Source organism: Micromonospora sp. NPDC050695, assembly GCF_040654415.1.
In the GTDB taxonomy this organism is placed as follows: domain Bacteria; phylum Actinomycetota; class Actinomycetes; order Mycobacteriales; family Micromonosporaceae; genus Micromonospora.
In genome coordinates this window covers 16,595-39,972 of the sequence record NZ_JBFAHZ010000003.1, presented here as the reverse complement: position 1 = coordinate 39,972, position 23,378 = coordinate 16,595, and the positions used below count along the sequence as shown (strand labels likewise).

The window sequence follows — 23,378 nt, the reverse complement described above, 5'->3', positions numbered from 1 at the left end:
GGGGCTCGCAACCCCGGCTCACTCCTCGCGCTCACGGTCCGCCTCCGCCTCGCTGCCGACCGTCAGCCTAGCCAGCCGGCGGAGGGCCGGACGGCTCGCCGCGCCCGGTCGGCACCAGGCGGAAGATGCGGATCTCCCGCCCGCCGGCCCGCTGCACGTACGTGCGGTACGCCGGCCACTCGGTGACCAGGAGCTGCCACAGCCGGTCCCGTTCGGCGCCGGTGGCCGGCTCGGCCCGCACCGGGAACCGTTGGCCCTGCACGGCCACCTCGGCGGCCGGCTCGGCGAGCAGGTTCATCGCCCAGCCCGGATGGTGGGTCTGCCCCCAGTTCGAGCCGATCACCACGTACGCGTCGCCGTCCCGTACGTAGAGCAGGGGATTGCTACGCGGCTTGCCGGAGCGGCGGCCCACCGTGGTGATCAGCAGAGACGGCATCAGGCCGAGCGCGACGACCCGGCCCCGGGTCAGCCGGCCGACCACCCGATCGGCGGGGACGAGCAGGCGGGCGGCGGCACCGAACCAACGGTGGTGACCGACGCGGCGGGTGAGGTTCGCGAGCGCTGACACGCGGATCAGTCTGCCGGTCGCCGGGCCCGGACGGCACCCCCCGGACAGCGTTGACTCGTGATCGTCGCGCCGATCGGTGGGGCTCAGCAGCGTGCGGTGCGGCGTGTCGAGGTGCTGAGCTGCCACCGATCAGGGGATCCGGCCCCGGCGCACGACCACGAGCCTCAGTCCAGGCGCCGTTCGATCGGCAGCCGGGCGCGGGTGAACAGGCCCGCGCCGAGCATCGCCACCAGGGGCACCAGCACCAGGACACCGAGCACCGGCCACGGCACCAGGTACGGGTACGGCAGCTGGATCGGCCAGGCCGTGGCGTACTGGCGGTTTACCGAGAACAGCACGATCGCGGCGGTGCCCAGCCCGGCCACGATGCCGAGCACCGAGCCCAGGCCGGAGATGACCCCGGCCTGACAGATCGCCAACAGGCGGCGGACCATCGGTGCCGCGCCCACGGCCGCGAGGGTGGTCAACTCGGCGCGCCCCTCGGCGGCGGCGAGCGCGGTGGCTATCCCGGACGCACCCACCGTGATCAGCCCCGCCGCCGCCGCGAGCAGCAGGAGCAGCGGCGAGAGGTCACTGGGAGCGCCACCGTTCTCCACGGTGACGTAGATCGTCCCGAAGGGCCGCAGGGCGGCGGTGAACCGGTCCTGCCGGTCCCCGTCCGGCGGCGTCGACGTGCCGATCACCCAGCCGGCCGGCGACGAGCTCAGGTCGAGTCGTTGGCCCGCGGCGGCGGACAGCAGCAGGCGGGACTGCCCGACCGCCACGGGCAGCGCGTACCCGGGCAGGTCGACGGCGGCGATCGATTGTTCCGGCCCGGCGTCCATCTTTCTCACCTGCACGGTCACCAGGCCGTTGTGCAGGTAGCGCGGGTCGGTCACCACCACGCCGCCGTCGCGCAGCACCGCCGTCGCGGCGGCCGTCGTGGCCGGGTCCGCGTCGGTGAGCAGCGGCAGTGCCGTCCCGTCGTCGACGAGAGGCTCCAGGTAGGCGCCGTAGTAGGCCGGCTCGTGGAGCTGGCAGCGTGGGTCGGCGCGGGCCTGGCGGCGCTGCGCCGCGGAGAGGGTGTCGCCGGCCTGCCACGGGCAGGCCCGCTCGCTCGGGAGTACCGCCGAGACGTCGCAGTAGCCGCCGCGCGGCGCGCAGACCGCCGCGTGCACCGCCACCACCCGGTCGGTGCCCAGGTGTTCCCGGGCCGCGCCGGTGACCTGGTCCAGTGTGGGCACCCGGGCCGGATCGTTCGGGCTGACCAGCACGTGGCCGGTCGGCAGCATCGGCTGGTAGGCGCGCTGGTCGCGGGCGCCGTCGCTGGCCAGGTAGCCGCCGAGCGCGACGCTGCTCGCCACGGCGGCCATCACGGCGCAGATCGCCGGCGCGGCGGCGGCCCGGTTACGGCTGGCGTCGCGCAGCGCGATCCGGGGTGCGAGCGGCAACACGCGCCCGAGTCGGGCGAGCACGCCGATCAGCGTGGGCGTGCAGCACACCAGACCGAGTTCGCCGAGGATGAGGCCGGTGAGGATCACCGCCGGTGTGGTCCGGGCGGCACCGAACGCGGCCAGCGCCGCCCCGCCGGCCACCAGCGTCAACCCGACGGCCAGCCACCGGCCCCGGGAGGTGGGCGGCGTCCGGCGCCCGGCGAGCCCGGCGCCGACGTCCTGCCGGGCGACGGTCCAGGCCGGTGCCAGCGCGGCGAGGACCCCGGTCAGCACCGCGACCCCGCCGAGCACCACCAGAGCCGCCGGCCAGCAGCGGTACCCCCCGAAGCGGGCGCCGAAGACGTACTGCTCCACCAGCGGACGCGCGGCGAACGCCGCGGCGACGCCGAGGACCAGGCCGACGGCGGCGCCCAACACACCCAGCACCACGCCGTCGGCGAGCACGACCCGGCGCAGCTGGGCGGCGTCCCCGCCGGCCACCGCGACCAGCGCGAGGTCCCGGCGTCGCCGGCGGACGCCGACCGCGAACGCAGGTCCGACCAGGAGGACGACCTCCAGCAGGCCGAGGCCGGCGATCAACACGCTGGTGCTCAGGTCGTTGGTGTCGCCCGGACCGATCGATCTGAACCACCCGGAGTCCGGGGTGGGCGCAGCGCCCGTCGGGTGCCGAGGCGTGAGCAGCACCCCCTGCTCGTTGAGCCGGGCGACCAGCGCGGCGTCGACGGTGCCGGGCACGTCCACCAGCCACCGGCTCTCCGGTTCCGGACCGGTGCGCGGCACGGCTCCCGGGTGCAGCGCCACCATCGGCCCGAGATCGTCGGGGAATTCGACCACCCCCACCACGGTGTACGCCCTGCTCCCGTCGGCCGTGGTCAGCGTGTGCCCGAGGCGCAGGCCCAGGCGGCGCAGCGCGATCGGGCTCACCGCCACCTCGCCGGGCTGCTGCGGCGCCCGGCCGGCCCGGAACCGCGCCACCCCTCGGGCCAGGGGGTCGGTGAGGTCCAGGACCCGTCCGTTCACCTTCTCGTCGCGGTCCGGGCCCCGCACGGTCAGCGGGATCCGGGCGCGTACCTCGGTGACCCGGCTGCCCGGAGGAAGCAGTGCGGCGACCCAGCTGACGGTGGCCGGACCGGCGGGTAGGTGCTCGCCGTCGGGGGCGTACCAGCCCTCGCCCCACTCGTCCTGCACGACCGGGCTCTGGGAGACCCAGCGCAGCTCCGCGTCGGCCACGCCGAGCCGTCGATCGATCCGCTCCTGAGGGGTCAGCTCGGCCATGTCGTAGCTCGCCGCCAGAAAGGCCAGCACCAGCACCGGCAGGGCGATCATCGCGAGCACCAGGGCGGTCCGGCGGCGGGCGCGGCGGGACTCCCTCCGGGCGATCCGCAGTGCCGCTCGCCAGGAACCGGTCAACTCGGCGAACCGCCGCCGGCCGGTCCGGACCGGCGGGGCGACCGGCCGTGTCGCCGGCACGTCGGCCCGGCCGGGGGCCCGCAGCGTACGGCGGATGGTCACCGGTCGCTGCCGGACAGCAACTGCTCGACGCTGCCCAGCGGGGCCGTCGTGTCGACCAGCACCCCGTCGCGTAGGAACACCACCCGGTCGGCCCAGCCGGCGTGCCGTGCCTCGTGGGTGACCAGCACACCGGCGGCGCCCCCGTCGATGCGGCGGCGCAGCAGGTGCAGCACCGCCTCACCGGTCTGCGAGTCCAACGCCCCGGTCGGCTCGTCGGCGAGCACCAGCCGACGTTCGCCCACCAGCGCGCGGGCGATGGCCACCCGCTGCTGCTGACCGCCGGAGAGCTGGTCGGGAAAGCGGTCACCCAGCGTCGGCAGGCCCACCTCGGTGAGCGCGGCCATGGCCAGCGCGCGGGCCCGGCGGCCACCGGCGCCGTCGAGTTCCAGCGGAAGCGCGACGTTTTCCGCGGCGCTCAGGCTGCCCAGCAGGTTGAGCTGCTGGAAGATGTAGCCGATCCGGCGGCGGCGCAGCTGGGCCAGCCCGCGGCGGTCCAGCGCACCCAGCGGTTGTCCCTCGATGAGGACCTCGCCGTCGGTCGGACGGTCCAGGCCGCCGGCGAGAGCCAGCAGCGTCGACTTGCCGGAGCCGGACGGACCCATCACGGCGACCAGCTCACCGGGTCGGACGACGAGGCTGACACCGCGCAGGGCGTGCACGGCGGCCGGACCGGCCCCGTGGGTGCGCTGGACGGCGCGTAGCTCCAGCACCGCGTCGTCCGATCCGCTCACCGTCGCGCCTCCTCATCGGCCCACCGCGCCGCGTCGGGCGCGTCACCCGGCCGGGACGGGGGCGGCGGCGGGACGCCGGGCCGGTGGCGGACCAGACTGGTCTCGCAGTGGTCCAGCCAGCGGACCTCGGCCTCGGCCTGGAACACCATCGAGTCCAGGACCAGCCGCCAGGGCAGATCCTCCGGCCGGTCGCTGCCGTACTTCAACCGGGTCAACTCCTGCAACGCCCGCATCGTCGCGCTGCGCTGCGCCTGTACCACCGAGCGGACGTCCACCCCGGGCGTGGTCAGCGCGAGCGCCAGCTTGATCGCCAGCTCGTCGCGGGGGCGGTCGGTACGGCTGATCGGGGTGGCGAACCACAGCGCCAGGTCCGCCCGGCCGGCGTCGGTGATCTCGTACGGGCGTTGCCCGGCCTCGCTTTCCGGCAGTGGGCGCACCAGACCGTCGCGTTCCAGCCGGGACAGCGTGGTGTAGACCTGCCCGATGTTCAGCGGCCAGGTCGAGCCGGTCGACTCCTCGAACGCGGCGCGCAGCTGGTAGCCGTACATCTGGCCGCGTTCGAGCAGGGCGAGCAGCCCGTGACGGATGGACATGGCAACGGAGTATGCATACCTGGTATGCGCACCGCAACCGGAGCAGACCGGTTCAGGTCGGACGGCCGGGAAATGCGACAGTCGGCGGGGTCAACCCGGCGGTCTTGCGCCACCGGGTGGCCCGTACGGCGTACTCGACCAGGGCAGCCAGCGCCTGGTCCCGGTCGGCGCCCGTGGTCGACGCCAACGCGGCCCGCCAGTGCGCGGCGGTGCGTTCCTCCACCTCGACGGCGAGCCGCAGCGCGCTCGCCCGGTCGGTCACCGGAAACGGCAGCGCGTACCCGGCGCGATCCGGCGGGACGGTGCCACCGCTGGTGCTGAGCTGCACCACCAGCGCGTCGCGTCGGCGTCGGTGTGCGGCCTCCGCCTGGCGCGCGGTGTCCCGGGCCGCCCCGGTGAGGCGTACGCCGATCCGCCCGTAGGCGTAGATGGCCGCGTACTCGGCGGACAGGGCGGCGGCGAGCGCCTCCGCCGCGGACGGCTGCTTCACTTCAGTGCCTCCTGGTGGGTGGCCCGCGCGGCGGCGATCGAACCGAGCAGCGCCGCCCGTTCCGCCGGTGCCGCCGCGCAGGCGGCGGTGGCGGTCCGCTGGCCGGCCTTCTCCAGCGCCCGCAGGGCGGCCAGTGCGCCGGCCGGGTCGGCCGCCGGGGTGCTGGTCGGCGCGGCGGCCGGTGCCGAGGGCAGCGCGACACCGATCACCCGGGCGAGTTCGGTGGCGTGCGCGGTGTGCGCCTCGACGATCGGGCCGAGGCGGTCGGCCAGGTCGGGATGCGCGGTCGCGCTCGCCCGGTGCGCCTCGGCCAGCCCGAGGGCCTCGTCCACCATCGGCCGCAGCGGGTCGGGTGGCGGTGCCGGCTCGTCGTCGCGGTCGAAAAGATCACAGCCGGTCAGCGGTGCCACCGCGCCGCCGAGCGCGAGCAGCGCCCCGGCGCGCAGGAGCTTTCGCCGGGATTGTCCGGATGATTCGTCGCGCTGTGTCGTTCTGCCGATCCCCACCGGGCAAGTCAACACCATCCGCGCCGCCGTGGGGGCCACCGGCGTCGGTGCGCCGCCCGGTCCACCACCCGGCCGGCGCGTTACGCTCTGCGCAGCCACCGGCGCGTCCGCTCCGGTGGCGTGCCGGCATGTCGGGACGACCGTTCCGGTCGACCAGGGAAAGGGTGCGGAGATGACGCAGCGTGGCCGTGCCACCAGGTCGACGGGTCGACCCCGCGATGGCGCGGGCCCCCGCGGGCCGCGCGAGGGCGGCCCCCGCAGCGGTGATCTCGCGGCGCGGCGTACCCGGTTGCGGACCGTGATCGAGCCGGTGGTCAACGGCGCCGGCTACGACCTGGAGGACCTGTCCGTCTCCCGGGCCGGTCGCCGGCACGTGGTGCGGGTGATCGTGGACGCCGACGGCGGGATCGACCTGGACGCCGTCGCCGACGTCTCCCGCGCGGTCTCGACCGCACTGGACGCGGCCGAGGAGGCCGACGGCGACATCGTCGCCGGGGAGTACCAGCTCGAGGTCAGCTCGCCCGGCGTGGACCGGCCGCTCACCCTGCCCCGGCACTGGCGGCGCACCGTGGGCCGGCTGGTCAAGGTCACCGTCCGGGGAGCGGCGGCGCTGCCCGGCCAGCGCGGCGAGCAGCCCGCCGGCGACCGTCAGCTCACCGGCCGGGTGGTCGGAGCCGACGACGACGGCGTGCAGCTGGAGACCGACGACGGGCGCACCTCGTGGGCGTACGCCCAGCTGGGCCCGGGCCGGGTGCAGGTCGAGTTCACCCGCCTCGCCGAGCTGGGTGAGCCGGACGAGCTGGACGACACCGACGAGTTCGACGATTCAGACGACATCGACGACGAAGATGATGTGGAGGACGAGGAGAGGTGAACATCGACCTCGCGGCGCTGCGCGCACTCGAGCGCGAGCGGGAGATCCCGTTCGACACGATTCTCGCGGCGATCGAGACCGCGTTGCTGACCGCCTACCGGCACACCGATGGTGCCGAGCCGCACGCCCGGGTGGAGATCGACCGCAAGTCGGGCGCCGCCCTGGTGTACGCGCAGGAGATGGACTCCGACGGCAGCCTGGTGCGGGAGTGGGACGACACTCCGCACGACTTCGGCCGGATCGCCGCCATGACCGCCAAGCAGGTGATCCTCCAGCGGCTGCGGGAGGCCACCGACGAGGTGCACTTCGGCGAGTACGTGGGCCGCGACGGTGACCTCGTCACCGGTGTGGTGCAGGCGCACGAGGCGCGCTCCGAGAAGGGCATCGTCAGCGTCGACCTGGGCAAGCTGGAGGGCGTGCTGCCGCAGTCCGAGCAGGTGCCCGGCGAGCGGTACGCGCACGGCGAGCGGATCCGCTGCGTCGTGGTGCACGTGGCCAAGGGCATGCGCGGGCCGCAGATCACCCTGTCCCGGTCGCACCCGGCGCTGGTCAAGAAGCTGTTCGCGCTGGAGGTCCCGGAGATCGCCGACGGCACGGTGGAGATCGGCGCGATCGCCCGTGAGGCAGGTCACCGTACGAAGATCGCCGTCCGCTCCACCACCCCCGGAGTGAACGCCAAGGGCGCCTGCATCGGCCCGATGGGCCAGCGGGTGCGTGCCGTGATGAGCGAGCTCCACGGCGAGAAGATCGACATCATCGACTGGTCGGACGACCCGGCCGCCTTCGTCGGCAACGCGTTGTCGCCGGCCAAGGCGCTGCGGGTCGAGGTGGTGGACCTGGCCGGCCGGGCCGCCCGGGTGACCGTCCCGGATTTCCAGCTTTCCCTCGCCATCGGGCGGGAGGGGCAGAATGCCCGTCTCGCGGCTCGTCTGACCGGTTGGCGGATCGACATCCGCTCCGACGCGGAGCAGGCCGCGCCGGCCGCGCGCGGCGCAGCTGATCACGTGACCGAGCCGGGCGGAGCGATCTCGGGCAGCTAGGGGTAGACTTCCTCCAGTGGTACGACGCGCGCAGCCGGAGCGCACCTGTGTGGGTTGCCGGCGACGTGCGCCGGCCAGCGAATTGCTGCGGATCGTCGCGATCGGGGACGAGGCTGGTTACAGCCTCCGGCCTGATCCGCGCCGCAGGCTGCCGGGTCGGGGAGCGAACATGCACCCGGATCCGGCCTGCTTCGCGCTGGCGGTGCGGCGCCGCGCCTTCGGGCGTGCGCTGCGCATCACCGAGGTCCTCGATCACGGTGTGCTGGCGGAGCACGTCGATGCGCCAACCACTACGTCCGGTCAGCCCGACCGGGCGAGGGTCGCTAGCAAGGTAGGACGACCGACATGAGCACACGATGAAGTCCCTGAAATGACCAGGCTTCAAGTGCACGAGTGAGGTCGCTGCGGGTGCTGCCCGCACGACCTCGGAGTGAGGAGTGCAGTGGCAGGCAAGGCCCGCGTACACGAGCTTGCAAAAGAGCTCGGGGTCGAGAGTAAGACCGTTCTCGCCAAGTTGAAGGAAATGGGCGAGTTCGTGAAGTCCGCGTCCAGCACCGTCGAGGCGCCCGTCGCCCGACGGCTGCGTAACGCATTCGTCGCGTCCGCCGGTGCTTCGGCGCCGGCCGCCCCGTCGGCGCCCGCGTCGGCGCCGGCTTCAACCCCGACCCCGACGCCCTCTCCGGCCCCGGGCGCGCCCCGGATCTCGGCCAAGCCGATGCCGCCTCGGCGGCCGGCTGCGCCGGCACCCGGTCCGAAGCCGAAGGGTCCGGTGCCCGGTGCGCCGCAGCCCGCGGCTCCGGTCGCCAAGCCGGCGAGTGCCCACGACATCGAGGTGGCGGCCGCGGAGGCGCGTGCCGCCGCGCTGAAGGCTGAACAGGAGGCCGCGGTCAAGGCCGCGCAGGCCGCCCGCCAGCAGCAGCGGGACAACCCCGTCCGCCGGGAGCCGCCGGCCGACGGCAACCGTCCCGGCCCTCGGCCGGGTCCCGCCGCGATTCCCCCCCGTCCCGGTTCCCCGGCCGCTCGTCCGAGCACGCCGGCCCCGGGTCCGGGTGCCCGGCCGGGCGGTCGCCCGCCGGCGCGCGGTGCCGGTAACAACCCGTTCGGCATCCAGGGTGGCCAGCAGCAGCGGCCCCCGGCGGCCGGTGCGGGTGGCCCTCGGCCCAACAGCCCGGCGGGCATTCCGCCGCGGCCGCCAAGCCCGAACTCGAACTCCATGCCGCCGCGGCCCAGCCCGGCGTCCATGCCGAGCCAGCGTCCGGCTGCCGGTCGCCCCGGTCCCGGTGGCGCCGGTCGTCCCGGTGGCGGCGCAGGTCGTCCCGGTGGCGGCGGCGGTGGCTTCCGTGGTGGTCCCGGCGGCGGCGCCGGTGGTGGCGGCGGTTACCGCGGCGGCCCCGGCGGCGGCGCGGGTGCCGGCGGTGGCGGTGGCTACCGTGGCGGTCCCGGCGGCGGTGGCGGTGCTCCCGGCGGCGGTTTCCGTCCGGGTGCCCCGGCTGGCGGCGGCGGTCGTCCGGGTGCCGGTGGTCGTGGCCGTGGCGGCGGCGCCGCGGGTGCCTTCGGGCGTCCGGGTGGCCGGCCGACGCGTGGTCGCAAGTCCAAGAAGCAGCGCAGACAGGAGTTCGACAACCTGTCGGCTCCGACCATGAGCTCGGGTGCTCCCCGGGGTCAGGGTCAGGTCGTCCGGCTGTCCCGTGGCGCGTCTCTGTCGGACTTCGCCGACAAGATCAACGCCAACCCGGGTTCGCTGGTCCAGGAGATGTTCAACCTGGGCGAGATGGTCACCGCGACCCAGTCCTGCTCTGACGAGACCCTGCAGTTGCTGGGTGTGCACCTCGGCTTCGAGGTGCAGATCGTCAGCCCGGAGGACGAGGACCGCGAGCTGCTCGCGCAGTTCAACATCGACCTCGACGCGGAGGTCGCCGAGGAGCGTCTGGTCAGTCGTGCGCCGGTCGTGACCGTCATGGGTCACGTCGACCACGGTAAGACCAAGCTGCTCGACGCGATCCGTAAGGCGAACGTCGTGGCCGGTGAGGCGGGTGGCATCACCCAGCACATCGGTGCATACCAGGTGCACGTTCCGCACGAGGGTGTGGACCGCGCGGTGACCTTCATCGACACCCCGGGTCACGAGGCGTTCACCGCCATGCGTGCTCGTGGTGCCCAGGTGACGGACGTCGTGATCCTGGTGGTCGCGGCCGACGACGGCGTGATGCCACAGACCATCGAGGCGTTGAACCACGCCAAGGCGGCCGACGTGCCGATCGTGGTGGCGGTCAACAAGGTCGACAAGCCGGAGGCCAACCCGGACAAGGTCCGCCAGCAGCTGACCGAGTACGGCCTGGTCGCCGAGGAGTACGGCGGCGACACCATGTTCGTCAACGTGGCCGCGAAGCCGGGCATCGGCATCGAGGAACTCCTCGAGGCTGTCCTGCTGACCGCCGACGCGTCGCTGGAGCTGACCGCTCCGATCGACGGGCCGGCGCAGGGTGTGGCCATCGAGGCGCACCTGGACAAGGGTCGCGGTGCGGTGGCGACGGTGCTGGTGCAGAAGGGCACCCTGCGGGCGGGCGACTCGATCGTCGCCGGTGGGGCGCACGGCCGGGTCCGGGCGATGCTCGACGAGAACGGCAACCAGGTCGCCGAGGCCGGGCCGGCGCGTCCGGTCATGGTCCTGGGTCTGACCGCGCCGCCCGGCGCGGGTGACACGTTCCTCGCCGCGGCGGACGACCGCACGGTGCGGCAGATCGCCGAGCAGCGCCAGGCACGGCGGCGGGCGGCGGCATTCGCCAACTCCCGTGGTCGGGCCACCCTCGAGACGCTCATGGAGCAGCTCAAGGAGGGCGAGAAGACGTCGCTCAACCTCATCCTCAAGGGCGATGTCTCCGGTTCGGTGGAGGCCCTGGAGGACGCGCTGTTCAACCTCGACATTCCCGAGGAGGTCCAGCTCAAGGTCCTCGACCGGGGCGTCGGCGCGATCACCGAGAGCAACGTCATGCTCGCGAGCGCCTCGTCCGAGCCGGTCACGATCATCGGCTTCAACGTGCGGGCCTCGAACAAGGTCCGTGAGATGGCCGACCGCGAGGGCGTGGAGATCCGGTACTACACCGTCATCTACCAGGCCATCGAGGAGATCGAGGCGGCGCTCAAGGGCCTACTCAAGCCGGAGTACGAGGAGGTCGAGCTGGGCAGCGCGGAGATCCGCGACGTCTTCCGCTCGTCCAAGATCGGCAACATCTCCGGTTGTATCGTCCGGTCGGGCATCATCCGGCGCAACGCGAAGGCTCGCCTGCTTCGGGACGGGACGGTCGTGGCGGACAACCTCACGATCACCTCGCTCAAGCGTTTCAAGGACGACGCTACGGAGGTCCGCGAGGGCTTCGAGTGTGGTCTGACCCTGGGTGGTTACAACAACGTCCAGGTCGGCGACGTCATCGAGACGTTCGAGATGCGGGAGAAGGTTCGCGCCTGATCCGGCGGTGACACGCTGATCAAGGGGTTTACGCCGACCGGCGTAAACCCCTTGATCATGCGGGGCGGGGTGGCGGTATCGTCCGGGGCGATGTTCACCGGAACCGCGGTCTTCGACCTGCTGCTGCCGGGCGACTCCCGGTCGCTCAAAGCCAAGAGATCATATGTACGGCCGATCGTGGCGGCACTGCGCCGCTTCGAGGTGTCGGCCGCCGAGGTGGGTGCGCTCGACCTGCACGGTCGAGCGCAGATAGCGGTGGCCGTGGTGGCCGCCGAGGCGGCGCACGTCCGCGAGGTGCTCGACTCGTGCGAGCGGCTGGTGGCGGCTCGCCCCGAGGTCGAGTTGCTGTCCGTGCGGCGCCGGCTGTACGGCGTGGACGACGACTGACCGGGCTGCCGGCTGTGCCGGGCGACCGGTCCGGCCGCGAAGGTAATGTTCGAGTTGTTGGCCGGTCGGCCGGCGGCCTATCCGGCCGCCGGGCGGCCGGGAGCAGGACGCCGTGGAGGTGGCGAGATGTCTGATCCGGCCAAGGTACGCCGGCACGCGGAACGGGTGCGTGAGCTGGTCGCGTCGGTGGTGCGGAGCCAGATCAAGGACCCGCGGCTCGGCATGATCACTATCACCGACGCCCGGATCACCGCCGATCTGCGGGACGCGACGGTCTTCTACACGGTGCTCGGTGACGCGGTGGCCCAGGCGGACACCGCGGCGGCCCTGGAGAGCGCCAAGGGGCTGCTGCGCAGCACCGTCGGCAAGGCCCTCGGGCTGCGGCACTCGCCGACCCTCACCTTCGTCCTGGACGACGTGCAGGATCAGGTCAAGCACATCGACGACCTGCTGGCCGCGGCCCGCAACGCCGACGCCGAGGTGCAGCGGCTCGCCGCCCGGGCGGAGTACGCGGGTGAGGCGCAGCCGTACCGGGTCGAGGACGAGGACGACGAGACGGACGAGGCCGACGAGGCCACCGACGTCAAGGAAACTCCCCGGGGTGGGGAAGCGCGGTGACCGGCACCGCCGGCGCGCAGCTCGCCCCGACGGTCGGCGCCGGCCCCGCCGAGGCGGACTGGGCCGCGGCCGAGGCGCTGATCCGGGCTCTTCCGCCGACCGGTCGGGTGCTGTTGATCTGCCACGTCAACCCGGACGGTGACGCGCTGGGCAGCATGCTCGGCTTCGGTCTGGGGCTGCTGCGGCTCGGCGTGGGCGCGTTGCAGGCGACCTTCCCCGGGCCGCCGGAGGTGCCCGAGCCGTTCCGGGGGCTGCCCGGACTGGAGCTGCTGGTCCCGTCGAGCGACGCCGACCCGGCCCCGGACCTGGTGATCTGCTTCGACGCGGCGAGCGAGTCGCGCCTCGGTGAGCTGGCCGGGCGGTTGACCAGCGCGGGCGCGGCGCTGGTGCTGGACCACCACGCCTCCAACGACGGCTTCGGCACCGTCAACCTGGTCGACCCGGCCGCCGCGGCGACGTCGGTGGTGGCCGAGCAGCTGTTGGCCCGGCTCGGCGTACCGCTGGACCGGGCCATCGCCGAGTGCCTGTACGTGGCGCTGACCACGGACACCGGTTCGTTCCGGTTCGAGGCGACCACCCCGGCCGTGCACCACCTGGCCGCCCGGCTGCTGGCCACCGGGATCTCGCCCGGTGACATCTCCCGGCGGGTCTTCGACACCCGGCCCTTCGGCGCGGTTCGTCTTTTCGGTGAGGTGCTCGGTCGGGCTCGGCTGGAGCCGGCCGCGGTCGGCGGCCGGGGGCTGGTGTGGACCTTCGCGACACTCGACGACCTGGCCCGACACGACCAGCGGCCGTACGTGCTGGAGGCGCTGATCGACTCGGTGCGGTGCACCGCCGAGGCGGACGTGAGCTGCGTGTTGAAGCAGGTCAGGCCCGACGAGTGGGCGGTGTCGATGCGCAGCAAGGGTGCGGTGGACGTCAGCCGGGTCGCGGTCGTGCTGGGCGGTGGCGGCCACCGGTTCGCGGCCGGGTTCACCGGCCGGGGGACCGCCGAGCAGGTGATCGGGTCGATCCGCGACCAGCTGGACGCCGCGCTGATCCGCTCCGAGGACTGACCTGGCGTCGACGCCGGCCGATCGGATGGTGGGGAAGATCAGGGACAGCTCCGGGGAGTGTCGGTCTTCCCGCGCTCCGTGATAGCGGGAAGAATTGCGGGATGGAGCAGCCGCACGACCTCACCGTGGAGGCCCCCCGCGCCTGGGATCGGCCCGCCGTCTCCGTCCCCGTCCTCGTCTGCCTGTCGCTCGTCGGCGGCCGGTTCGCGTCGTTCTCCACCGAGGCGAATCTGTACACCCTCGGCACCGGAGGCGTGCTGATCTGGCTCGGTCTGAGCAACCGGGTGCCCCGGCGGCCGGCGCCGCGTCGGCTGGGCGCCGGCGCGGCCTGGTGGGCGCTGCCGGTCGTGGTCTTCGGGGTCTTCGAGGGTGCCACCTTCGTGCTGGCGGTCGGCGATGACTTCCCCACCTTCTCCCGCCTGGCCGATCCTCTTCTGGAGGACCATCTGACCCGGTCGGCGGCCTGGTTCGCCTGGCTGGCCGCGTTCTGGGGGTTGGTGCGGCGATGATGCGGGCGCTCGCGATCGGCGGTTTCCTCACCGCGCTGGTCCTGTTCGCGGTGGTCGAGTGGCTGGCCCGGCGGGAGGGTTCGCGCATCCCCACCCTGGGCGAGGTCTGCGCGTACGTGATGCGCTACGAGGTCGGCCCGGTGCCGGTGGGCCGGATCGGTCTGTTCGGGTTCTGGTGGTGGCTGGGCTGGCACTTCCTGGCCCGCTGAGTCGGGATGCGGGCTGTCCAAATGGCGGGAACCGTGAGCAGCATGTGGACCTGAACGATAACTTGGGAGATGGCCGGCACCGCGTTGCGGCGCAGGTCGTGGGCTGTGGTGCCACACCTCGCGCCGCCTCCCTCCAGGGTCGGACCGACCCGGGCTCACGCTGCCCAGTCGGCTGCTCCGGTAACCCCGGACCGCCGTGGGGCGCTCAGCACGACCGCCCGTGAGGGCCGCCGCGTGCCGGTGGCTCACACCCTGGAAGGAGCGCCACCATGCCGAACAAGCCCAAGCCCGAGACCACCGACGACGCCCGCGAGCAGGCCCGCCGCGCGCTGCAGACGTCGATGGACACCCGCCAGTAGTTCCTGCCCCGGTCCGACGGTGACTCCGACGCCGGTCGTCTGCGGAGCAGGTTCCCGTGCGGCGGCCCTGACGGCCCCGGCCCTCGGATGGGCGCGGCCGGAAGTTTGCCGGACGCGCCCTGGCACGCCTGTCGGGCGCAATGGTCTGCGACATCGCGGCGGTCGGCCGTTGGAGCCGGGTCGACCCGGCTCCAGGTGACTGATTCGTGCACGACATCAACTCCACAGCGCTCAGCCAGCGGTGTCGGTCGACGGCGAGGCTGGTCGAGCCCGCCGCCGGGTAAGTAGTCGGCGGGATTGCGATCCTTACGGTGGTCGTGCCAGGATCGGCGGCGATGAGCCACGCCACCACCGCCACCCGATCGGCTTCGCCGCGCCGGATCGCCGGTCTCGCCCTGCCGGCCCTCGTGGTGCTCGCCGCCGAGCCGCTGTACGTCCTCGTCGACACGGCCGTGGTCGGTCACCTCGGCCGGGTGCCGCTCGCCGCGCTCGCCGTCGCCGGCACGGTGATGACGCTCACCGCCTGGGTCGGCACCGTCGTCGCGTACGGCACCACCGGCCGTTCGGCCCGTCGCTTCGGCGCCGGCGACCGGGCGGCCGCCGTCGCCGAGGGCGTCCAGTCGTCCTGGTTGGCGTTCGGTGTCGGACTGCTGATCGCGATCGGCATGCAGTTCGGCGGCGGCACGTTGGCACGTACCCTCGCCGGCGGTGGTGGCGACGTGGCCGACGCCGCCGCGCAGTGGCTGCGGATCGCAACCCTCGGCGCCCCGGGCCTGCTGCTCGCCGCCGCCGGCAACGGCTGGCTGCGCGGCGTGCAGGACACCCGCCGCCCGTTGTTCTTCGTGCTCGGGCCCAATCTGCTGTCCGCGCTGCTCTGCCCCCTGCTGGTCTACCCCGCCGGGCTCGGCCTGGTCGGTTCCGCGGTCGCCAACGTGGTCGCCCAGACGATCGCCGGTGGGCTCTTCGCCGCCGCGCTGGTCGCCGAACGGGTGTCGCTGCGGCCCCAACCCCGGGTGATCCGCCAGCAACTGGTGCTCAGCCGGGACCTGCTGATCCGGGGCCTGGCGTTCCAGGCCAGCTTCCTCTCCGCGACCGCCGTCGCCGCCCGCTTCGGCGCCGCCGCCGTCGGCGCCCACCAGATCGCCCTGCAACTCTGGTTCTTCACCGCACTGGTGCTCGACGCCCTCGCCGTCGCCGCGCAGTCCCTGGTCGGCGCCGCGCTCGGGGCCGGCGACGCGGCGGACGCCCGGGCGCTGGCCCGGCGGATCGGCCTGCTCGGCGGCGTCTGCGGTATCGGCTTCGCGCTGCTCATCGCCGCCGGCGCCGGCGTCGTGCCGTCGTGGTTCAGCTCCGATGAGCAGGTACGCGAACAGGCCATGGTGGCCTGGCCGTGGTTCGTCGCCATGCAACCCCTGGCCGGGGTGGTGTTCGCCCTCGACGGCGTGCTGATCGGCGCCGGCGACGTGCGCTACCTGCGCAACCTCACCATCGTGGCGGCCCTCGGCGGCTTCCTGCCGGCCATCTGGCTGGCGTACGTGCTCGATCTCGGGCTGGGCGGCATCTGGGCCGGGCTCACCCTGTTCGTGGTGATCCGGCTGGTCGCCCTGCTGCTGCGCCTGCGCACCGGGCGCTGGGCGGTGGTCGGGGCCGTCCGCTGACCGGCGCTCGCATCTGGCAGGCTTGGGCGACGTGAGCACCGATGGTCTGATCGTGGTCGACAAGCCCGGCGGCATGACGTCGCACGACGTGGTGGCGCGGATCCGCCGGCTGGCGAAGACCCGCCGGGTCGGGCACGGCGGCACCCTCGACCCGATGGCCACCGGGGTGCTGGTGATCGGCGTGGGGCGGGCTACCCGGCTGCTGACCTACGTGATCGGCGCGGGCAAGAGCTACACCGGCACGATCCGGCTCGGCCAGGCCACCGTCACCGACGACGCCGAGGGTGACGTGATCGCCACCACCCCGGCCGGTCTCGTGACCGACGACGCGATCCGGTCGGCGCTGGCCGCGTTGGCCGGGGAGGTCGACCAGGTGCCCAGCGCCGTCAGCGCCATCAAGATCGACGGGCAGCGGGCGTACAAGCGGGTCCGCGACGGGGAGAGCGTCGAGCTGCCGGCGCGACGGGTCACCATCTCCCGGCTGGAGGTGCTGGCCATCCGCCGCGACGAGCCGGACGTGGTGGACGTCGACGTGGACGTGACCTGCTCCTCCGGCACGTACATCAGGGCCATCGCCCGGGACGCGGGCCTGGCGCTCGGCGTCGGCGGCCACCTGACCGCGTTGCGCCGGACCGCGGTCGGCGGTTTCACCCTCGCCGAGGCGGCCACCCTCGACGAGTTGGAGCAGCGCGCCCCGGCCGTGGTGAACCTGCCGTTGGACGCGGCGGCCGACCGGTTCTTCCCGCGCCGCGACGCCACGCCCGACGAGGCGCGGGTGCTCGCCCACGGCGGCCCACTGGACCCGACCGGCCGCATCGGGCCGTACGCCGTCTTCGGACCGGCGGGCGGCCTGATCGCTATCGTCAGCGAGCGGGACGGGCGGGCCCGCGCCGAGATCGTGCTCGCCCCGGCCTGACGCCGGGGCGCAGGTCCGCCGGCCCGCGGCCGGCGGTGTCGACCCGCCGGCCGGCGGGACAGCAGGGGAGGAGTGGCATGCAGCGGTGGCGGGGGTACGACGCGGCGCCCGGAGGGTGGGGACGCTCGGTCGTCACCATCGGCGTCTTCGACGGCGTGCACAAGGGGCACCAGTCGACCATCGGCCACGCCGTGGCCCGCGCTCGGGAGCTGGGCGTGCAGTCGGTGGTGGTCACGTTCGACCCGCACCCGGCCGAGGTGGTCCGCCCCGGCTCGCATCCGGCGGTGCTCACCGAGCAGGCCCGCAAGGCGGAGCTGATCGAGGCCCTCGGTGTGGACGTGCTGTGCGTGGTGCCGTTCACCCCGGAGTTCTCCCGGCTGCCGGCCGAGCAGTTCGTGCACGACGTCCTGGTCGAGCACCTGCACGCGGCGCTGGTGGTGGTCGGCGGCAACTTCCGCTTCGGGCACCGGGCCGCCGGTGACGTGGCGCTGCTGGAGCGGCTGGGCCAGACCTTCGGCTTCGGCGTCGAGGGCGGCCCGCTGGTCGCCGAGGACGGCACCGTCTTCTCCTCCACGTACATCCGCTCCTGCGTCGACGCGGGCGACGTGGGCGCCGCGGCGTCCGCGCTGGGTCGGCCGCACCGGTTGGAGGGCGTGGTGGTCCGCGGTGACCAGCGCGGCCGGGAGCTGGGCTTCCCCACCGCCAACCTGCTCTGCCACCGGTACGCGGCGGTGCCCGCCGACGGGGTGTACGCGGCCCGGTTGATCCGCCGCGGCCAGCACGAGCCGCTGATGGCGGCCGTGTCGGTGGGCACCAACCCGACCTTCTCCGGCCGGGAGCGGCGGGTGGAGGCGTACGCGCTCGACTTCACCGGCGACCTGTACGGCGAGCGGCTGGCCCTGGACTTCGTGGCGCACCTGCGCGGTCAGATCCGGTACGACTCGATCGAGCCGTTGATCACTCAGATGAATCAGGACGTCGAACGCACCAGGCGCGTGCTGGCCTGATCGTCAGGGGCTGACAGGCCCCGCCGAGGCCCTTCGCCGGGTGTTACCGGCGAGTGCTGGTAGTCTTGCCGAGACGTCGGGTGACCGGCGTGGGGCCTCGCGTGCCTGCTCGACGCCGCGGGTGCGAGGTACCGGTCCGTTCCCGGTCCATCGGGACGGCGGACACCTACTTGATCAACCCATCGAAACAGGGAGAACATGGCGCTCGACCAGGAAGCCAAGGCCAGCATCCGTGCGGAGTACGCGACCGCCGAGGGCGACACCGGTTCGCCGGAGGTCCAGGTCGCGGTCCTCACCAAGCGGATCGCCGAGCTGACCGAGCACCTGAAGGTGCACAAGCACGACCACCACAGCCGCCGTGGGCTGCTGCTGCTGGTCGGCCGGCGCCGGCGGCTGCTCAACTACGTCCAGAAGAAGGACATTGCCCGCTACCGGTCGCTCATCGAGCGGCTCGGTCTGCGCCGGTGACGTGACGGGGGAGTGGCGCAACGGCCGCTCCCCCGTACCGCGTCCCACCTGAAGAACACGGGCCGCGCGACCACCCGAGAGGGAGCCGGTCAGCGTACCGGTCTCCGGTAGTGGCCCCCGGGAACCCGGCATCATGCCGGCCACCCGGGCGCTTCGATCGAAGACCGGCCGGCTGAGCAGCTCCCCGACGTCGCGGGCCCACGACGCGAAGGAGCACGACAGCACATGACCGAGACCAAACTCGGCACCGAATCCCGCACCGCTGTGATCGACAACGGGTCCTTCGGCACCCGTGAGATCACCTTCTCCACCGGTCGGCTGGCCCGCCAGGCCGCCGGTTCCGTCATCGCCCAGTTGGGCGAGACGGTCGTTCTCTCCGCCACCACCGCCGGCAAGCAGCCGAAGGAGCAGTTCGACTTCTTCCCGCTGACCGTCGACGTCGAGGAGCGGATGTACGCCGCGGGCCGCATCCCCGGCTCGTTCTTCCGCCGCGAGGGTCGGCCCAGCGAGGACGCGATCCTCACCTGCCGGCTGATCGACCGGCCGCTGCGCCCGTCCTTCGTGAAGGGCCTGCGTAACGAGGTCCAGGTCGTCGAGACCATCCTCGCGCTCGACCCGCAGCACCCGTACGACGTCGTGGCGATCAACGCCGCGTCGATGTCGACCAAGCTGTCCGGCCTGCCGTTCTCCGGCCCGATCGGCGCGACCCGGGTCGCGCACATCGACGGCCAGTGGGTCGCCTTCCCGACCCTGGAGGAGCTGGCTCGGGCCACCTTCGACATGGTCGTGGCCGGCCGCACGCTCGACGACGGCGACGTCGCGATCATGATGGTCGAGGCCGAGGCCACCCCGAACGCCGTCGCCCTCATCTCGGCCGGCGCCACCGCCCCGACCGAGGAGATCGTCGCCAGCGGCCTGGAGGCCGCCAAGCCGGCCATCCGCGAGCTGTGCCGGGCGCAGGCCGAACTGGCCGAGGTGGCCGCCAAGCCGGTCGCCGAGTTCCCGGTCTTCCTGGACTACCAGGACGACGTGTACGAGGCCGTCTCCGAGGTGGCCCGCACCGAGGTGGCCGAGGCGATCACCATCGCCGGCAAGGCCGACCGCGAGGAGGCCCTGGACCGGGTCAAGGCCCGGGTCGCCGAGGAGTTGGGCGCTCGGTTCGAGGGCCGGGAGAAGGAGCTCAGCGCTGCCTTCCGGTCGCTGACCAAGTCCGAGGTGCGCAACCGCGTGCTGCGCGAGCAGGTCCGCATGGACGGCCGCGGCCCGCGTGACATCCGGTCGCTGACCGCCGAGGTCGGCGTGCTGCCCCGGGTGCACGGTTCGGCGCTGTTCGAGCGGGGCGAGACCCAGATCCTGGGCGTCACCACGCTGAACATGCTCCGCATGGAGCAGATGGTGGACACGCTGTCCCCGGAGAACCGCAAGCGCTACATGCACAACTACAACTTCCCGCCGTACTCGACCGGTGAGACCGGCCGGGTCGGCTCGCCGAAGCGGCGCGAGATCGGCCACGGCGCTCTCGCCGAGCGTGCGCTGATCCCGGTGCTGCCGTCGCGCGAGGAGTTCCCGTACGCCATCCGGCAGGTGTCGGAGGCGCTCGGCTCCAACGGCTCCACCTCGATGGGTTCGGTCTGCGCGTCGACGCTGGGCCTGCTCTCCGCGGGTGTCCCGCTGAAGGCTCCGGTCGCCGGCATCGCGATGGGCCTCATCTCCGACGAGGTGGACGGCAAGACCCAGTACGTGACGCTGACCGACATCCTCGGTGCCGAGGACGCGTTCGGTGACATGGACTTCAAGGTCGCCGGCACGCCGGACTTCGTCACCGCGCTGCAGCTCGACACCAAGCTCAACGGCATCCCGTCGGACGTGCTGGCCGCCGCGCTGCAGCAGGCGAACGAGGCCCGGCAGATCATCCTCGGGGTCATGCGGGCGGCGATCGAGGCTCCGGCCGAGATGTCCGACTACGCGCCGCGGGTCACCACCGTCAAGATCCCGGTCGACAAGATCGGCATGGTGATCGGCCCGAAGGGCCAGACCATCAACGCGATCCAGGACGAGACCGGCGCCGAGATCTCCATCGAGGACGACGGCACGATCTACGTCGGCGCCACCAACGGCCCGTCGGCCCAGGCGGCCGTCGACCGGATCAACGGCATCGCCAACCCGACCCTGCCCAAGCAGGGCGAGCGGTTCCTCGGCACGGTGGTCAAGACCGCCGCGTTCGGTGCGTTCATCTCGCTGCTGCCGGGCCGCGACGGCCTGCTGCACATCTCCAAGGTGGGCGACGGCAAGCGGGTCGAGCGCGTGGAGGACTTCCTCAACGTCGGTGACCGGGTCGAGGTCGAGATCGCCGACATCGACGCCCGCGGCAAGATCTACCTGGACAAGGTTCGTCCGGAGGGCGCCGAGGCGCCGGCCGCTGGCGAGGCCGCCGGTGGCGACCGGCCGGCCGGTCGGGACCGGGGCGACCGCGGTCCGCGGGACCGCGGCGACCGTGGCGGCGACCGTGGTGGGCGTGGCCCGGAGCGCGGCGACAACCGTGGCGAGGGTGGCGGCGGCGAGGGTGGCGAGGGCGGCGAGCGTCCGCGCCGCCGGACCCGGCACAGCTGACCGTCGTACCTCGCATCACCCACCCCTCGTCGAACCGGGAGCACCACGTGAGTCGGGCCTTCAGTGCGCCGTTTCCACCGGATCGACGGGGGGTGGCCCCGTCTCGGGACACCGGGGCGGTGCGCTCCGGCGGCACCGCCCGCGCGGTGACCCGGACGCTCAGCGACGATCCGCTGGGCGGCACGGTACGTCGTACCGTGCTGCCCAGCGGTCTGCGCGTGCTCACCGAGGCGATCCCGGCGATGCGCAGCGTGTCCTTCGGCATCTGGGTGGCCGTCGGCTCCCGGGACGAGACCGGCCCGCAGGCCGGGGCCGCGCACTTCCTGGAGCACCTGCTCTTCAAGGGCACCAACAAGCGCACCGCGTTGGAGATCTCCTCGCAGATCGAGGCGGTGGGCGGCGAGACGAACGCCTTCACCACGAAGGAATACACCTGCTACTACGCCCGGGTGCTGGACGAGGACCTGCCGCTGGCGATCGACGTGATGTGCGACCTGGTCGCCGACTCGCTGCTGGAGCCGGCCGACGTGGAGACCGAGCGTGGCGTGATCCTGGAGGAGATCGCCATGCACGACGACGAGCCCGGTGACGAGGTCCACGACCTCTTCGCCCGCGCCGTCTACGGCGACCACCCGCTGGGTCGGCTGATCTCCGGCACCGAGGAGACCGTCACGCCGATGACCCGCCGGCAGATCCAGAGCTTCTACCGGGACCGCTACACCGCGCCGCAGATCGTCATCGCCGCCGCCGGCAACCTGGATCACGCCGCGGTGGTCAAGCTGGTCCGCCAGGCCGTGCGGGGCACCGGCCTGGACAGCGACCCGGCCAGCCCGGCGCCGCACCGCGCGGCCACCCCGGCGGTACGCACCAAGGCGGCGACCACCCTGGTCGAGCCGAAGGAGACCGAGCAGGCGCACGTCCTCCTCGGCTGCCCCGGCATCGACCGCCTCGACGACCGGCGCTTCGCCCTCGGGGTGCTCAACAACGTGCTCGGCGGCGGCATGTCCAGCCGCCTGTTCCAGGAGATCCGCGAGCAGCGCGGCCTCGCGTACTCGGTCTACTCGTACGCCAGCCAGTACGCCGACAGCGGCCTGTTCGCCGTCTACGCCGGCTGCGCGCCGGGCAAGGTGGACGAGGTCCTCGCGTTGACCCGCGCCGAGCTGGCCCGGGTGGCCGCCGACGGGCTGACCGAGGCCGAGGTGGCCCGGGGCAAGGGCATGAGCAAGGGCTCGTTCGTGCTCGGCCTGGAGGACACCGGTTCCCGGATGAGCCGACTCGCCAAGGGTGAGCTGCTCTACGGCGATCTGATGCCGGTGGACGAACTGCTCCGCCGGGTCGACGAGGTCACCGTGGAGGACGTGAACGTCCTCGCCGCCGAGTTGCTCAGCCGGCCGATGTCGCTGGCCGTGGTCGGCCCGTTCGGCGAGGGAGACTTCGCGGTCTGAGGGCTGTCGTCGCACGGTCCGGAAGCGCGTCCCGGTCGGTGGAGCCGACCGGATCCGACGACCGGGGCACGTCCCGATTGGGATAGGTTGTGCGCCGTGACTGACGAGCAGGAGAAGACCCGGGTCGGCGTGTTCGGTGCCCGTGGCCGGATGGGCCTGGAGGTCTGCAAGGCGGTCGACGCCGCCGACGACCTCGAACTGGTGGCGGTGATCGACCAGGGCGACACCCTCGACGCCGCCTCCGCCGCCGACGTGGTCGTCGACTTCACCACGCCGGACGTCGTCATGGACAACCTCCGGTGGTGCATCGGGCAGGGCATCAGCGCGGTGGTCGGCACGACCGGCTTCACCGAGCAGCGGCTGGAGCAGGTGCGCGGCTGGCTGGCCGACAGGCCCGAGGTGGGCGTGGTGATCGCCCCGAACTTCGGCATCGGCGCGGTGCTGATGATGCAGTTCGCCGCGCGGGCCGCCCGGCACTTCGAGTCCGTCGAGATCATCGAGCAGCACCACCCGAACAAGCTGGACGCGCCGAGCGGCACGGCCACGCACACCGCCCGGCAGATCGCCCAGGCCCGCGCCGAGGCCGGCCTCGGCCCGGTCCCGGACGCCACCAAGGACGAGGTGCCGGGCGCGCGCGGCGCCGACATCGACGGGGTACGCGTGCACGCCGTGCGCGCCACCGGTCTGGTCGCCCACCAGGAGGTGCTGTTCGGTGCCACCGGCGAGACGCTGACCATCCGGCACGACTCGTACGACCGGGTGTCGTTCATGCCGGGTGTGCTGCTGGCCGTCCGCGCGGTGCGCACCCGCCCCGGCCTCACCGTCGGCCTGGACGCCCTGCTCGACTGACCGGGCCGCTCCACCGCCGCTGCACCGCTGCACGTTGCGCCTCCGTCGCCGCCCGGCGAACGGAAACTGTCCAGG

General features: G+C 73.2%; 22 protein-coding genes. 16 read left to right on the top strand and 6 right to left on the bottom strand.

Features of this window, described 5'->3' with window-relative positions:
* Nucleotides 1-67: 67 nt before the first annotated feature.
* The 6 genes from AB0H52_RS02975 to AB0H52_RS02950 form a co-directional block, all read right to left on the bottom strand.
* Entirely contained in the window at nt 68-568 is a 501-nt protein-coding gene (locus tag AB0H52_RS02975; RefSeq protein ID WP_151488159.1) for a nitroreductase/quinone reductase family protein, read from the bottom strand.
* A gap of 164 nt (nt 569-732) precedes the next feature.
* On the bottom strand, nt 733-3,513 hold the full coding sequence (locus AB0H52_RS02970) for an FtsX-like permease family protein (RefSeq protein WP_225854142.1): 2,781 nt from the start codon (nt 3,511-3,513) through the stop codon (nt 733-735).
* Entirely contained in the window at nt 3,510-4,244 is a 735-nt protein-coding gene (locus AB0H52_RS02965; protein WP_151488158.1) for an ABC transporter ATP-binding protein, read from the bottom strand. The genes AB0H52_RS02970 and AB0H52_RS02965 overlap by 4 nt, the downstream gene beginning before the upstream one ends.
* On the bottom strand, nt 4,241-4,837 hold the full coding sequence (locus AB0H52_RS02960; RefSeq protein WP_151488157.1) for a PadR family transcriptional regulator: 597 nt from the start codon (nt 4,835-4,837) through the stop codon (nt 4,241-4,243). The genes AB0H52_RS02965 and AB0H52_RS02960 overlap by 4 nt, the downstream gene beginning before the upstream one ends.
* 52 nt (nt 4,838-4,889) lie before the next feature.
* Entirely contained in the window at nt 4,890-5,327 is a 438-nt protein-coding gene (locus tag AB0H52_RS02955; RefSeq protein ID WP_151488156.1) for a ferritin-like domain-containing protein, read from the bottom strand.
* On the bottom strand, nt 5,324-5,851 hold the full coding sequence (locus AB0H52_RS02950) for a hypothetical protein (RefSeq protein WP_225854141.1): 528 nt from the start codon (nt 5,849-5,851) through the stop codon (nt 5,324-5,326). The genes AB0H52_RS02955 and AB0H52_RS02950 overlap by 4 nt, the downstream gene beginning before the upstream one ends.
* Nucleotides 5,852-6,005: 154 nt before the next feature.
* On the opposite strand from AB0H52_RS02950, the gene rimP reads away from it, so the two are divergent.
* The 16 genes from rimP (at nt 6,006) to dapB (ending at nt 23,303) form a co-directional block, all read left to right on the top strand.
* Nucleotides 6,006-6,707, top strand: a complete 702-nt coding sequence (rimP, locus tag AB0H52_RS02945; RefSeq protein WP_357944859.1) for a ribosome maturation factor RimP — start codon at nt 6,006-6,008, stop codon at nt 6,705-6,707.
* A complete protein-coding gene (gene nusA, locus AB0H52_RS02940; RefSeq protein WP_357944856.1) occupies nt 6,704-7,747 on the top strand; it encodes a transcription termination factor NusA in 1,044 nt (347 codons plus the stop codon). Before rimP ends, nusA begins: the two co-directional genes overlap by 4 nt.
* A 16-nt stretch (nt 7,748-7,763) precedes the next feature.
* Nucleotides 7,764-8,096: a YlxR family protein gene (locus AB0H52_RS02935; RefSeq protein WP_151488153.1), complete on the top strand. Its 333-nt coding sequence runs from the start codon at nt 7,764-7,766 to the stop codon at nt 8,094-8,096.
* Nucleotides 8,097-8,189: 93 nt separating this feature from the next.
* Complete coding sequence (gene infB / locus AB0H52_RS02930) at nt 8,190-11,213, top strand: translation initiation factor IF-2 (protein WP_151488152.1); 3,024 nt, start codon at nt 8,190-8,192, stop codon at nt 11,211-11,213.
* 90 nt (nt 11,214-11,303) lie between these two features.
* Nucleotides 11,304-11,600 (top strand): DUF503 domain-containing protein, encoded by a 297-nt coding sequence (locus AB0H52_RS02925; RefSeq protein ID WP_151488151.1) that lies wholly within the window; start codon nt 11,304-11,306, stop codon nt 11,598-11,600.
* 126 nt (nt 11,601-11,726) lie between these two features.
* Entirely contained in the window at nt 11,727-12,218 is a 492-nt protein-coding gene (rbfA, locus tag AB0H52_RS02920) for a 30S ribosome-binding factor RbfA (protein WP_151488150.1), read from the top strand.
* Nucleotides 12,215-13,273: a bifunctional oligoribonuclease/PAP phosphatase NrnA gene (locus tag AB0H52_RS02915; protein ID WP_357944851.1), complete on the top strand. Its 1,059-nt coding sequence runs from the start codon at nt 12,215-12,217 to the stop codon at nt 13,271-13,273. The genes rbfA and AB0H52_RS02915 overlap by 4 nt, the downstream gene beginning before the upstream one ends.
* Before the next feature lie 101 nt (nt 13,274-13,374).
* The gene (locus tag AB0H52_RS02910) at nt 13,375-13,782 is read left to right on the top strand and encodes a hypothetical protein (RefSeq protein WP_151488148.1); all 408 of its coding nucleotides are present in this window, start codon (nt 13,375-13,377) and stop codon (nt 13,780-13,782) included.
* On the top strand, nt 13,782-13,991 hold the full coding sequence (locus AB0H52_RS02905; RefSeq protein WP_192580123.1) for a DUF6186 family protein: 210 nt from the start codon (nt 13,782-13,784) through the stop codon (nt 13,989-13,991). Before AB0H52_RS02910 ends, AB0H52_RS02905 begins: the two co-directional genes overlap by 1 nt.
* A 694-nt stretch (nt 13,992-14,685) precedes the next feature.
* Complete coding sequence (locus tag AB0H52_RS02900) at nt 14,686-16,008, top strand: MATE family efflux transporter (RefSeq protein WP_357944847.1); 1,323 nt, start codon at nt 14,686-14,688, stop codon at nt 16,006-16,008.
* 31 nt (nt 16,009-16,039) lie between these two features.
* A complete protein-coding gene (truB, locus tag AB0H52_RS02895; protein ID WP_151488145.1) occupies nt 16,040-16,924 on the top strand; it encodes a tRNA pseudouridine(55) synthase TruB in 885 nt (294 codons plus the stop codon).
* Nucleotides 16,925-17,001: 77 nt separating this feature from the next.
* Nucleotides 17,002-17,931, top strand: a complete 930-nt coding sequence (locus tag AB0H52_RS02890; protein ID WP_151488144.1) for a bifunctional riboflavin kinase/FAD synthetase — start codon at nt 17,002-17,004, stop codon at nt 17,929-17,931.
* Between the two features lie 198 nt (nt 17,932-18,129).
* On the top strand, nt 18,130-18,399 hold the full coding sequence (gene rpsO, locus AB0H52_RS02885) for a 30S ribosomal protein S15 (protein WP_030337594.1): 270 nt from the start codon (nt 18,130-18,132) through the stop codon (nt 18,397-18,399).
* A gap of 225 nt (nt 18,400-18,624) precedes the next feature.
* On the top strand, nt 18,625-21,009 hold the full coding sequence (locus AB0H52_RS02880) for a polyribonucleotide nucleotidyltransferase (RefSeq protein ID WP_151488143.1): 2,385 nt from the start codon (nt 18,625-18,627) through the stop codon (nt 21,007-21,009).
* Between the two features lie 47 nt (nt 21,010-21,056).
* Nucleotides 21,057-22,454, top strand: a complete 1,398-nt coding sequence (locus AB0H52_RS02875; RefSeq protein WP_151488142.1) for a pitrilysin family protein — start codon at nt 21,057-21,059, stop codon at nt 22,452-22,454.
* Between the two features lie 96 nt (nt 22,455-22,550).
* Nucleotides 22,551-23,303 carry a 4-hydroxy-tetrahydrodipicolinate reductase gene (dapB, locus tag AB0H52_RS02870; RefSeq protein ID WP_357944842.1) on the top strand — a complete coding sequence of 251 codons (753 nt, stop codon included), beginning with the start codon at nt 22,551-22,553 and terminating at the stop codon, nt 23,301-23,303.
* Nucleotides 23,304-23,378 lie beyond the last annotated feature (75 nt).

What these genes read in the sequence shown, in the direction of transcription:
- AB0H52_RS02960 (WP_151488157.1), bottom strand. Translation starts at nt 4,837, where the DNA reads ATGTCCATCCGTCACGGGCTGCTCGCCCTGCTCGAACGCGGCCAGATG.
- AB0H52_RS02950 (WP_225854141.1), bottom strand. Translation starts at nt 5,851, where the DNA reads ATGGTGTTGACTTGCCCGGTGGGGATCGGCAGAACGACACAGCGCGAC.
- rimP (WP_357944859.1), top strand. Translation starts at nt 6,006, where the DNA reads ATGACGCAGCGTGGCCGTGCCACCAGGTCGACGGGTCGACCCCGCGAT.
- AB0H52_RS02925 (WP_151488151.1), top strand. Translation starts at nt 11,304, where the DNA reads ATGTTCACCGGAACCGCGGTCTTCGACCTGCTGCTGCCGGGCGACTCC.
- rbfA (WP_151488150.1), top strand. Translation starts at nt 11,727, where the DNA reads ATGTCTGATCCGGCCAAGGTACGCCGGCACGCGGAACGGGTGCGTGAG.
- AB0H52_RS02910 (WP_151488148.1), top strand. Translation starts at nt 13,375, where the DNA reads ATGGAGCAGCCGCACGACCTCACCGTGGAGGCCCCCCGCGCCTGGGAT.
- AB0H52_RS02905 (WP_192580123.1), top strand. Translation starts at nt 13,782, where the DNA reads ATGCGGGCGCTCGCGATCGGCGGTTTCCTCACCGCGCTGGTCCTGTTC.
- AB0H52_RS02900 (WP_357944847.1), top strand. Translation starts at nt 14,686, where the DNA reads ATGAGCCACGCCACCACCGCCACCCGATCGGCTTCGCCGCGCCGGATC.
- AB0H52_RS02890 (WP_151488144.1), top strand. Translation starts at nt 17,002, where the DNA reads ATGCAGCGGTGGCGGGGGTACGACGCGGCGCCCGGAGGGTGGGGACGC.
- rpsO (WP_030337594.1), top strand. Translation starts at nt 18,130, where the DNA reads ATGGCGCTCGACCAGGAAGCCAAGGCCAGCATCCGTGCGGAGTACGCG.
- AB0H52_RS02880 (WP_151488143.1), top strand. Translation starts at nt 18,625, where the DNA reads ATGACCGAGACCAAACTCGGCACCGAATCCCGCACCGCTGTGATCGAC.